General features: G+C 43.2%; 12 protein-coding genes. 10 read left to right on the top strand and 2 right to left on the bottom strand.

The window, feature by feature from the left end:
* Positions 1-6: 6 nt before the first annotated feature.
* On the bottom strand, positions 7-513 hold the full coding sequence (locus tag DS891_RS18715; RefSeq protein WP_010607154.1) for a glycine cleavage system protein R: 507 nt from the start codon (positions 511-513) through the stop codon (positions 7-9).
* Positions 514-818: 305 nt separating this feature from the next.
* Here DS891_RS18715 and DS891_RS18720 point away from each other — a divergent pair, with 305 nt between their 5' ends.
* From DS891_RS18720 to DS891_RS18765, 10 genes are all read left to right on the top strand, one after another.
* A complete protein-coding gene (locus DS891_RS18720; protein WP_174170599.1) occupies positions 819-3,053 on the top strand; it encodes an ABC transporter permease subunit in 2,235 nt (744 codons plus the stop codon).
* 15 nt (positions 3,054-3,068) lie between these two features.
* Positions 3,069-4,718 carry a phosphate ABC transporter permease PstA gene (gene pstA / locus DS891_RS18725; protein WP_174170600.1) on the top strand — a complete coding sequence of 550 codons (1,650 nt, stop codon included), beginning with the start codon at positions 3,069-3,071 and terminating at the stop codon, positions 4,716-4,718.
* Between the two features lie 27 nt (positions 4,719-4,745).
* On the top strand, positions 4,746-5,573 hold the full coding sequence (gene pstB, locus DS891_RS18730) for a phosphate ABC transporter ATP-binding protein PstB (RefSeq protein ID WP_010607157.1): 828 nt from the start codon (positions 4,746-4,748) through the stop codon (positions 5,571-5,573).
* A 23-nt stretch (positions 5,574-5,596) separates the two neighbouring features.
* Positions 5,597-6,298, top strand: a complete 702-nt coding sequence (gene phoU, locus DS891_RS18735) for a phosphate signaling complex protein PhoU (protein ID WP_010607158.1) — start codon at positions 5,597-5,599, stop codon at positions 6,296-6,298.
* A 142-nt stretch (positions 6,299-6,440) separates the two neighbouring features.
* Complete coding sequence (locus tag DS891_RS18740; RefSeq protein ID WP_010607159.1) at positions 6,441-7,118, top strand: TIGR00153 family protein; 678 nt, start codon at positions 6,441-6,443, stop codon at positions 7,116-7,118.
* A 36-nt stretch (positions 7,119-7,154) separates the two neighbouring features.
* The gene (locus tag DS891_RS18745) at positions 7,155-8,423 is read left to right on the top strand and encodes an inorganic phosphate transporter (RefSeq protein WP_010607160.1); all 1,269 of its coding nucleotides are present in this window, start codon (positions 7,155-7,157) and stop codon (positions 8,421-8,423) included.
* A 108-nt stretch (positions 8,424-8,531) separates the two neighbouring features.
* Positions 8,532-9,443, top strand: coding sequence for a hydrogen peroxide-inducible genes activator (locus tag DS891_RS18750; RefSeq protein ID WP_039492743.1), 912 nt, complete (start codon positions 8,532-8,534; stop codon positions 9,441-9,443).
* A gap of 118 nt (positions 9,444-9,561) precedes the next feature.
* On the top strand, positions 9,562-10,101 hold the full coding sequence (locus tag DS891_RS18755; protein ID WP_010607162.1) for an RNA polymerase sigma factor: 540 nt from the start codon (positions 9,562-9,564) through the stop codon (positions 10,099-10,101).
* Positions 10,094-10,666, top strand: a complete 573-nt coding sequence (locus DS891_RS18760) for a hypothetical protein (RefSeq protein ID WP_045962626.1) — start codon at positions 10,094-10,096, stop codon at positions 10,664-10,666. Before DS891_RS18755 ends, DS891_RS18760 begins: the two co-directional genes overlap by 8 nt.
* Entirely contained in the window at positions 10,663-11,553 is an 891-nt protein-coding gene (locus DS891_RS18765; protein ID WP_010607164.1) for a hypothetical protein, read from the top strand. Before DS891_RS18760 ends, DS891_RS18765 begins: the two co-directional genes overlap by 4 nt.
* A 107-nt stretch (positions 11,554-11,660) precedes the next feature.
* Here DS891_RS18765 and DS891_RS18770 read toward each other — a convergent pair whose 3' ends face one another.
* Positions 11,661-11,858, bottom strand: coding sequence for a hypothetical protein (locus tag DS891_RS18770; protein WP_010607165.1), 198 nt, complete (start codon positions 11,856-11,858; stop codon positions 11,661-11,663).
* Position 11,859: the final 1 nt, after the last annotated feature.

Consider the following 11,859-nt stretch of genomic DNA (forward strand, 5'->3'; position numbering starts at 1 on the left):
AAGGTTTTAGCTTTCTTCTATGTCCACGATCAAATCACTGGTGATTGACTCGAGTGCTTCAATTACGTTTTCCTTGACCGTACCTGCAGGTAAAGTCACGGTTGCGAAAGCGCTGAAAATAGGCAGTCCCCAGTTTGGAGCACTACGTTGTTTTGAGGTTAGATGCGTGATGTTTGCGCCTTTGTGACGAATAACCGTAGCAAGCTCTTGCACAATTCCCGGTCTATCGTTGCCTGTAATGATTAAATTTAATGTGTCTGGCTCATCCTGCACTTGCAAGCTTTCGCCTGATTCAACGCTAACGTCTAAACCAGGCAACTTATGCAATGCATCTTGTATTTCTTGCAAATGTTCTTCTGCAACTTCAACCTGTACGATGCCCGCGAATTGTCCGGCAAGATGGCTTAAGTTACTGGTTAACCAGTTGCCATGGTTAGAAAGAATAGTGGAAGAGATTTCCTCAACGAGACCCGGTCGGTCCTTACCTATAAGTGTTAATATTAACTGCTTCATATCATGTCTCTTTTTTTGTGGCGCCCGTGGGCGAAAAAACGAATTCGGCGCATGATTTAGACTAGTCTAAAAACTTACTTTGTCCAGTGTCTAAAAACACTTAATGTAAAGAAATGCAACGGAATTTTTGTATTTACTCTAGGCTAACAATCAGAGCACTTTTTGAGCCGATTAGTTCCATTATTTTTATAATGAATTTGAAGGCCAAGACCGATTGAAGAAAGTGCAATTGTGTCTCGGGTGTAACACAACTGTCATCTTGATGAAATATAATGCCCTCAATTTTTAAACCAAAGGGTATATTGATGACTTCAAATCCGCAAAAGCCATCCTTTAAAACGGATAGAAGCCGTCTCTTTAAAGACAGGTTTGCACAATTTGGCATTACTTCTGGTGGAGTAATGGTATTAGTCGCACTTTTACTTATCTTCTTCTACTTACTATATGTTGTTCAACCAATCTTTGAATCGGCAAAGGTTGAGAAGCGTATGGATATTCAGCTTACACAAGACAAAACATATTTAGGTGTAGGGGTAGAAGAACAGACGGAAATTGCGTACTTACTCGGCAGCAGAGGTTCGGTAGATTATTACCAGATAAAAGGTGAAAGCGCCGGTAAATTACTAGATACATTGGATGTTGAACTTGACGGTAATATTACAGCATTTGCAGAAAGTGCGCCTTTCTTAGGGCAATATGCATTTGGTCTGGATAACGGTCAGGTACAACTGGTGAAGCCGATGTTCACGGTAAGCTTTCCGGGAAATCAACGTGTCTTAACTCCTCGCTTAAGTTATCCACTTAATGCGAAGCAACTGATTGTTGATGAACAAGGGCAAGCAATTCGTAAATTCGCCTTTAGTCACTTCGAAGACAAAACCGCTGTTGTTGCACAGACTGCGGATAAACGTGTGATTTTTGCCTCCTTTGTTGCAGAAGAAAATATGTTTACTGGAGAGGTTGAATGGGTGGTTGAGCGTACCGAGCTAGATATTGATGGTCGCGTTGATGAGTTACTTATTTCTCCAGACACGTCGCGCACATTTGTTCGCTCAGCAAATCAAGTTTACGTCTTTGATTCTCGCTATGCTTCTGAAGTTGAGTTATTCCAGTTGCTTGCTGCAAATGAAGAAAATGCCAACTTGGTCGATATGAACCTACTAGCGGGCGCCAACTCATTAATGCTTGCTAACGACAACGGTGAGGTTTCACAGTGGTTTGAAGTCAATACCGATGATGGACGCCAGTTTGCTAAAATCCGCTCTTTTGAGACGCCAAAGAGCAAACAGGTCAAACTATTTAGTGAATATTATCGTCGTACTTTCTTCACGACTAATGAAAATGGTCAATTAGGTCTATATTACACCACCAGTGAAGCGCACTTATGGCAAGGTAAAATCACAGATAAAGCTGTACAAAAGTTTGCGGTAGCACCACGTGCTAATGCGGCTTTGTTACTCGCCGATGATACGTTAACGGTGGTAGAACTACACAATGAACACCCAGAAGTAACTTGGTCTGCTTTGTGGCAAGAAGTGTGGTACGAAGGGTATCCTGAGCCTGCTTACACTTGGCAATCAACCTCTGCGAGTGATGACTTTGAGTCGAAATTCTCATTAGTGCCTATTTCATTTGGTACCATTAAAGCGGCGCTTTATGCCATGTTGTTTGCTGTTCCTATTGCATTAGCGTCAGCAATCTACACTGCCTATTTCATGTCGAGTGAATTACGCCGCGTGGTGAAACCAACGGTCGAGATAATGGAAGCACTACCAACGGTTATCTTGGGCTTCTTGGCGGGCCTTTGGCTTGCTCCTTTAATTGAAACGCATCTACCTGCCGTGGTTGCTTTATTGGTGCTATTGCCAATCGCGATGATAGCAACGGCATTTGGTTGGACTAAGCTACCTGCAAAAGTGAGACACGTTGTGCCTGAAGGCTGGCATTCAATCTTACTGATCCCCGTGGTGCTTATCGTAGGCTGGATTTCATTTGCCATGAGCGCTGGTATTGAGTCTTGGTTGTTTGGCGGTAATGTGCGTCAGTATCTAACCAATGAGTTAGGTCTAACATTTGACCAGCGTAACTCGCTAGTCGTGGGTATCGCGATGGGTTTTGCGGTTATTCCTACAATCTTTTCTATTGCAGAAGACGCGGTATTTAGCGTACCTAAGCACCTTTCTAATGGCTCATTAGCACTCGGTGCCACGCAGTGGCAGACTTTGGTTCGTGTTGTATTACTAACAGCAAGTCCTGGTATCTTCTCTGCGGTAATGATGGGTCTTGGCCGCGCCGTAGGGGAAACGATGATTGTATTGATGGCAACCGGTAACACGCCAATTATGGACTGGAGTATCTTCCAAGGTATGCGTACGCTTGCTGCAAACATTGCGGTGGAAATGCCGGAGTCTGAAGTTGGCAGCTCTCACTATCGCATCCTGTTCCTAGCTGCCTTTGTATTGTTTATTTTTACTTTCGTATTTAACACCGTTGCTGAGTTTGTTCGCCAGCAGCTGCGTGAAAAGTACAGCTCAATGTAATTGGAGTGACATGACATGGTAAAACAGTGGTTTAAGTCAGGTTCTCCGTGGATCTGGATGACAGGTGGCGCGGTCAGTATTAGTTTGATTTCAGTAATTGGACTACTTGCGATGATAGCGTGGAAAGGACTGAGCTTCTTTTGGCCATCAGAAGTTGTAGAAATGCATCTCGACGGTTCTGTTGCTAAGCAGACTGTTATTGGTGAAATATACGATCGTGAGATGGTACCAAAGTCTCGCCTTGAAGCGGCTGGATTCGACCTTTCAGGCTACAACAGCGAGCAAATCGAGCGTTTACTCATTAAAACGGGTAACCGTGAATACGTAGAACTTGATTTCCGTTGGGTGTTATCAACAGACATCAAAAGCCAGTCTACGCCAGCGGAATTAGCGGTATTTGAGCGTAGTAAAAATGGTAATTTCTATGGTTATGTTGCTCGCGTTTTAGAAGACGGTAAAGTAGTAACTGACCAGCCGATAGAAAGGTTACATGAGCTTGTTGAGCGTGCCGTTGACCTTAATGACGAGGCGCTTGATCTACAAAATAGCGAAATCGGGCACATTAACTATGAGCTTGAACGTCTACGTTTAAAAGAAAAGTCGTATCAACTCGGTAATGACCTGACAGAGGAAAAGTTAGCAGAGTTAAATGCACGCCGTGCTGAGCTACGTGAAGATTACAAAGTCTTCGAAAAACGTTTATTTGAGCTAAGGAAGCAAGCAAAGCGTGACCAAGTTGTAGTGCGTGATATGCGTGGTGAAGAAGTGACTTTGCCGCTGTACCAAGTGTTGGACGTTTGGTTTCCAAATGACATGGGCTTTTTTGCCAAAGTGGGTCACTACTTAGTGCAAATCAGCAAGTTTGTGAGCGATGACCCGCGTGAAGCAAATACCGAAGGTGGGGTATTCCCTGCAATCTTTGGTACGGTATTTATGGTTATGCTGATGGCGGTGATCGTGACCCCATTCGGTGTTATTGCCGCAATTTATCTTCATGAATATGCAGCAAAGAACGCTGTGACTAAGATGATCCGCATCGCGGTGATCAACCTTGCAGGTGTTCCATCCATTGTATATGGGGTGTTTGGCTTAGGATTCTTCGTTTATATGCTAGGTGGGTCAATTGACGAACTTTTCTACCCTGAGGCTGCGCCAAGTCCTGTATTTGGTACACCAGGTGTGATTTGGTCTGCACTTACACTTGCTATCCTTACTTTGCCTGTGGTTATTGTATCCACAGAAGAAGGTCTGTCTCGGATCCCAAGCTCAGTGCGTCATGGTTCACTTGCGCTTGGTGCGACTCAAGCTGAAACCCTATGGCGGATCATTGTACCAATGGCAAGTCCGGCAATTATGACTGGTCTTATTCTTGCTGTTGCGCGAGCAGCGGGTGAGGTAGCTCCTCTGATGTTGGTTGGTGTAGTAAAGATGGCACCTACACTACCACTAGACGGAAACTTCCCCTATATTCACTTGGATCGTAAGTTTATGCACTTAGGGTTCCATATTTATGATGTTGGCTTCCAAAGCCCGAATGTTGAAGCTGCTAGACCTTTGGTTTATGCAACCGCGTTCCTACTGGTTACGGTGATTATTGCACTGAATATCACAGCGATTGGTATTCGTAACCACTTACGCGAAAAATTCAGATCGTTAGAGCATTAATAGTAAAGATTTTTAATAGGTAAAAACATGATTACAGTAGCGCCAGAAGTCAATCAAGCAAACGGCAATAACAAGCTTGATTTAGCAAACTTAAGTCCAGAACTCACCGCACTAGAGATCAAAAACCTAGATCTTTACTATGGTGATAAACAAGCCCTTAGCAACGTTAATATGTTGATCCCAAAAGGGCAGGTAACCGCGTTTATCGGTCCATCAGGTTGTGGTAAGTCAACGTTACTGCGTTGTATTAACCGTATGAACGACCTTGTTGATAGCTGTCGTATTGAAGGAGAAATCAACCTTCAAGGACAGAACATTTATGACAAGAGCGTAGATGTTGCGGCACTGCGCCGTAACGTAGGTATGGTATTCCAAAGACCAAACCCTTTTCCTAAGTCTATTTATGAGAATGTGGTTTATGGTCTGCGTCTGCAAGGTATCAAAGATAAGCGCAAGTTAGACGAAGTGGTTGAAAAGTCACTCCGTGGCGCCGCACTTTGGGATGAAGTAAAAGACCGACTTCACGACAGCGCATTTGGTTTATCTGGTGGTCAGCAGCAGCGTTTGGTGATTGCTCGCTCTATCGCGATTGAACCAGAAGTATTGTTACTTGATGAACCAACATCAGCACTCGATCCGATTTCAACATTGGTTATCGAAGAACTCATTAACGATCTGAAAAACAAGTATACTGTAGTTATCGTTACACATAACATGCAACAAGCTGCGCGTGTATCTGATCAAACTGCGTTTATGTACATGGGTGAGTTAATTGAGTATGCAGATACCAATACCTTATTCACCACGCCGTCTAAGAAGAAAACAGAAGACTATATTACAGGTCGTTACGGTTAAGGCGAGCTTGCGAGGAGAATATAATGGAACACAATATTAATAAGCACATTTCTGGCCGCTTTAATGAAGAGCTAGAAAACGTGAGAAATCACGTACTCAGTATGGGTGGATTGGTAGAGCAGCAACTAAACACTGCGCTTGATGCGGTTAACCACAATGATGCTGAAAAAGCGAAAAAAGTCAGTCAGAACGATTACAAAGTCAATGCGATGGAAGTGAATATTGACGAAGAATGTACACGTATCATCGCGAAAAGGCAGCCTGCAGCCAGTGACTTGCGTTTGGTTGTTGCCATCGCAAAAACGATTGCAGATCTTGAACGTATCGGAGACGAAGCGGAGCGTATTGCTAAAGTTGCATTGGATTCGTTTACCAAAGATCAGCAAGATCTATTGGTGAATATTGACAATATGGGTCGCCAAGTGTCACAAATGCTGCATGATGTGCTCGATGCGTTTGCCCGGATGGACGCGCAAAAGGCATTTGAAGTGCATAAAGCCGATGCTAAAGTGGATCGTGAATACGAAGCAGTAACACGTCAAATTATGACCTATATGATGGAAGATCCACGCTCTATTCCAAAAATTATGGATTTAATTTGGTCTGTGCGCTCACTAGAGCGGATTGGCGATCGTTGTCAGAATATTGCGGAATATGTGATTTATTTCGTAAATGGCAAAGATATTCGTCATACATCTCAAGAAGATATCGCAAAAACCTTGTGATGCTTATCAATTAGTTGCGCGCTTTCGGCGCGCAATTTCATAGTAAGTTCATCTAAACTTGCAATAAAACCGTTCACAACAGCGCTCAATGCTGTAAAATTACACTTTGCACATGCATACAAATATGATTTAAGGGTCAGTTATGCCTAGTAACGCGTTTTTAGGAGTATTTGCTAAATCTCCTATTAAGCCAATTGAAGAGCATATAAAAATAGTCCATCAAGCCAGTGCGGCTTTGATCCCATTTTTTAACCATGTCTTCAAAGGGGAGTGGACAGAAGCGGATGCAATTCGCATTGAAATCCGCAACCTAGAGCGTGAAGCAGATGAACTAAAACGTGAAGTACGTTTACATTTGCCTCGTGGTTTATTCATGCCAGTAGAACGGACTGACTTACTGGAACTTATCACCCACCAAGATAAGATAGCCAATAAAGCGAAAGATATCGCAGGTCGCGTTATCGGTCGTGAAATGGTCATCCCTGAATCCATTCAAAAAGACTTTCTTGCTTACGTCACTCGTTGTGTGGACGCAACTAAACAAGCATCAGAAGCGATTAATGAGTTTGATGAACTGCTTGAGACAGGCTTTAGAGGCCGTGAAGTCACTTTAGTTGAAAAAATGCTAGTTGAGCTCGATGCCATCGAGCAAGATACCGACGATATGCAAATTAAAATTCGTCGAGAGTTACGCGCTGTTGAAAGCGAGCTTAACCCAATTGATGCGATGTTTTTATACAAGATCATCGAATGGGTCGGTGGGCTTGCAGATATCGCAGAGCGCGTTGGTTCACGTCTTGAGCTGATGTTAGCTCGTTAATAAAAATCGATCTTTTAAAATAAAGTAAGGTTTCTTATGGATATCATTGCATCCTACGGCACAGTATTGGTTTTAATTGCCGCAGCAGTTGGTTTCTTTATGGCTTATGGTATTGGCGCAAACGATGTTGCGAATGCTATGGGTACTTCGGTAGGTTCAAAAGCACTTACCATCAAACAAGCAATTATCATTGCTATGATCTTTGAATTCGCTGGTGCTTATCTTGCAGGTGGTGAGGTAACATCAACGATCCGAAAAGGGATTATAGATTCAACCCCTTTCATTGATATTCCTGAACTGATGATATTAGGAATGATCTCCGCGCTTTTTGCTGCAGGCGCATGGTTATTAATGGCTTCAATGCTAGGTTGGCCGGTATCTACGACGCACTCAATCATAGGTGCAATCATTGGTTTTGCGCTAGTAGCTGTGGGCAGCGAAGCAATCCAATGGGGCAAAGTTGCTGGCATTGTTGGGAGCTGGATTGTCACCCCTGCCATCTCTGGCTTTATTGCTTACCTCATCTTTATGAGTGCCCAAAAGCTCATTTTTGATACAAATAAGCCACTAGAAAACGCCAAACGCTTTGTGCCTATTTACATGGGTCTAGCGGGCTTTGTTATGTCTTTGGTTACAATCAAAAAAGGTCTTAAGCATATTGGTATCAAGCTTGGCACATTCGAAGGTTTTGCGCTTGCTATCGGTATCGCTATTATCATTGCTATTATCGGTAAGATTGCGATTTCTAAGCTGAAAATGGATCCTAATGCAGACAAGCAAATGCAGTTCAACAATGTTGAAAAAGTATTCGCTATCCTTATGGTACTAACAGCATGTTGTATGGCATTCGCGCATGGTTCGAATGACGTTGCTAACGCAATTGGTCCATTAGCTGCTGTGGTAAACATTGTTGAAAACGACGGTGAAATTGCTAAGAAAGCGGCACTCGCTTGGTGGATCTTACCGCTAGGTGGTTTAGGTATTGTTGCGGGTCTTGCGATTCTTGGTAAGAAAGTTATCAAGACCATCGGTGAAGGCATCACGCATCTTACTCCTAGCCGTGGCTTCGCAGCAGAGCTTGCAGCTGCTTCAACAGTCGTAATCGCATCAGGCACAGGCCTACCAATCTCTACAACTCAAACCTTAGTTGGTGCGGTATTGGGTGTGGGTATGGCACGTGGTATTGCGGCATTAAACATGGGTGTTATTCGTAACATCGTAGTTTCTTGGGTAATTACATTGCCAGTTGGTGCTGCCCTTGCTATTGTTATATTCTATATTTTGAGATTAGTGTTCGGCGTATAAAAATAAACCGCACTTTTCAAAAAGACAGACTTTTAGCTTGAAAAGATCTCAACACCTTTGGTGTTGGGGTCTTTTTATTTGTGCTGTTGAAAATTAAGAGTAAAGCTTGTGACGAATTTACCTAGTATCAAACAACTACAATACCTGCTTGCGGTGCATCAGCACCAACATTTTGGTCGTGCAGCGGAAGCATGCTTTATCGGCCAATCGACGTTAAGTAGCGCGATACAAAACCTTGAAGAGACATTGGGATGTCAGCTAATTGAACGCGAAAATCGCAGCCTAATGTTTACCGATATTGGTGAGGAAGTGGTTGAACGAGCACGGAAAATTATCGACGACACCATGAGCGTTAAAGAGCTGACTAAAAGCTATAAAAATCCATTATCTGGCAAGTTGACGTTAGGGATCATTCCCACCATTGCGAGTTTTATTGCTGCGCCACTTTATCAGGCGTGTAAAAAGGAGTTTGCAGCACTTAATTTGGTACTGGTTGAAGATACCAGTGATAACTTACTGGACAAATTAGAGCATGGCCATATTGATATGGCCATGTTAGCGCTGCCATATAGAACCGATAAGTTTCATACTCAAGTGCTTGCAAAAGATCACTTTAGCTTGGTTCGCCATACCGAGTACAGCGTACCAGAGCCGATTGAGGACTTTAACCTGTTACCTGAGCAAAGTGTATTTTTACTCGAAAAAGAGCACTGTATGACGGGACATGCTCTTAGCGCTTGCCACTTAAACCGTAGCGCGTGCATTAATCCATTTGAGGCGGCAAACCTACATACTTTATTAAGTATGGTGGAATATAAAAATGGCGTAACGTTTTTACCTCAAATGGCGATCAATGCAGGGATTTTGGAAGGGAAACCTTTAGTGGCTATGCCACCACAAGATCATGCATATCGTGAGATTGGCTTGATCTGGCGTCGTACTACCGGGCGGATCAGAGATTTTAGACTGTTTAGCGACTTTGTTGGTGGCTACATCAGTGGCCAATGTCAGTCGCAGTAATGATGATGAAAGAAGCACCTTAACGGTGCTTTTTTTTCAAAAAATTTTCCTGTCTGAACAACTTTTTTTGCAGCCGCTACGATTAATAGTTAGTGAGAAGATTGGATGAGTGAACTGCGTGTTTTTTAATAGCGAAAAACAATTAATAAAAAGAGCACTGCAAGGTAATCAAAGAGCATGGTCAAAGCTTTGCGCCCAGCATCATAGCCGTGTGTATAACCAATGCTTGAGGCTGGTTGGTAACCCGCAAGACGCGCTAGATATAGCTCAAGATGTATTTTTAAGTATGTATCGAAATCTGCATACCTTTAATGGTGATGCTAAGTTCTCGACTTGGGTATTTAAAATCACCCATGCAAGGATAGTGGATCACATGCGAAAACATAAGTTTGAATCGATTGAAGGTAAAGAACCTGAGACGCCGCAACACGGACCTGACAGCAAAATAGCGCAACAACAAAGTAATGAAGAGATATATATCGCGCTGAAACAACTACCATTTGAGCAGCGCATTGTCGTGGAGCTAAAGTTTTTCCAGCATTACACCTTTGATGAAATTGCGCTGCAGCTTGAGTTATCAAGTAATACGGTGAAGGCTAGGCTATACAGTGCGTTAGGTAAGATGAAAGGGCAACTAGAGGTGCAAAATCATGGCTAAATTAGCACACTTATTTGAGCAGTGGTTAGATGGCAAAGTGCTGTCTGAGGCAGAGTTGGCCGAACTTCAGGCAGATAGTGAATATCGAGAAATGATGAGTGCTGCTATTACTTGGCAACAGCGAGCTGCTAGCTTCGAAGAGCAAGCGCCACCCCCACAGCTCACTTTGCAGCATCAAACTCGCGCTTGGCCAGTGGCTGCCGTCGCAGCTTGGCTGGTCGTTGGGCTTGGTGTGTCAGGACTTTGGCTACAGAACTTAGGCTTACATCAACAGTTGAGTGCTCAACAAACACAACTGGCACAGCAGCAAAGCGCTATGCAGGCCATGCTTGCAAAACTTGATGAGACTAAGCCAATAGATCAAGCTACGCTTGCCAAGTTAGCAACGCAAGTGGTTGAACAAAATCGTAAAGAGCGCAGTTTGGCAATGAATAATCTCGTTGATCTGATCCAAGCACAAAGAGCGCAAGATCAAGCCCTACTTAGGCTGCAATTGAATGAATTGGCAGAGCAAGTAGAGCAAACACCGACACAAAATTTAGCACAGTATCGAGGTAAACCATGAAGTTAATTCCACTTTGTTTTGGCGCTGTCGCAGCCATTGCTACAAGCTTTGCTCAGGCCCAAGTTGTTGATGAAGCGCTAAAGCGTGAGGTTGCTATTTTTGAGCGGGTATTAATGAGTGCACTACAGCATGACACACAAGATCAAGTTCGTAGTGTTTCTGGCTATTATTTAAAAGATCAGGGAGTTGTGTTTGAACTGGCATTAAAACGTCGGCACCGTTTAGAGTGGATTTCTCATATCGACAATCTGGATGATGTGGCTGCAATAGGGGAGTTTGAACTGCCGGAATTTGATATGGACATCGCGGAGATCGAGATTTCACAGCCGATAGCTGAAGCTTTTTCTCAAGCTTATTCGGATGCTGCTGAGAAAGTGAGAGCAGGAGCCGAGAAGGTCCGCGAAGCCGTAGAGCAAGAAAGAGAGAATAGAATTCAATTGAGGGAACTTGAACGCCAAAAAGCGGAGCTGGAGTTTGCGAAAAGGCACGAAAGTGACGATCAAGTAAAAGAATTTACGGAGTCATTGAGAGAAGTTGAGAAGCGCATAGAAAAGCTTTCACTTAAGGATTCGGAATTAAAAGACCTTAAGGATAAGCTGAAAGCAAGTCTTGAAGCTTCTCGGGTCAAACGCGCGAAGGAGAAAGCGGAAAAGCAGCAGGCGCTTGAAAAAATGCTAGTTACCAGCTTAGCCCGAAGTTTATGTGACTATGGTGCAGGTTTAAGAAGTTTACCTAGAAATGAGCATATAAGCTTTATTTACAATGAACTCAGCAACCCAAATAATAAACAGGTGTTTGTTTATCCAAAATCCTTGGTGCAGCAATGTGTAAAAGGTGAGAAAACGGCTAAGCAGCTTGCCGAGATAGTAACTAGCTATCGCTTTTAGTTAGCCTAATTTTGGGATAAAAAGCGCCTTCTTCGAACTTGGGGGCAAGAAAATGACAACACAAAAAACAGCATGGCTGCATGCTGTTTTGTTTTAAAAAGGAGCTATTAAGCCTGCTCGATGTTTTTTGCAGTAGTTAAATTTGGTAAAAAGAGTAAGTAAACCCAAACCACTAGATTAAAGTAGGGTAGCAAACCGAGCCCTGTGAACAATTTTACCGGATATCCTTTTGTGTTGGCATAGCGGTAACATTGATAAGCAATGAGCAAGTTTGCAAGTAGTAAAAACAGTGATAATGACAGCATA

This window comes from Pseudoalteromonas sp. JC28, assembly GCF_013319255.1.
GTDB lineage: Bacteria > Pseudomonadota > Gammaproteobacteria > Enterobacterales > Alteromonadaceae > Pseudoalteromonas.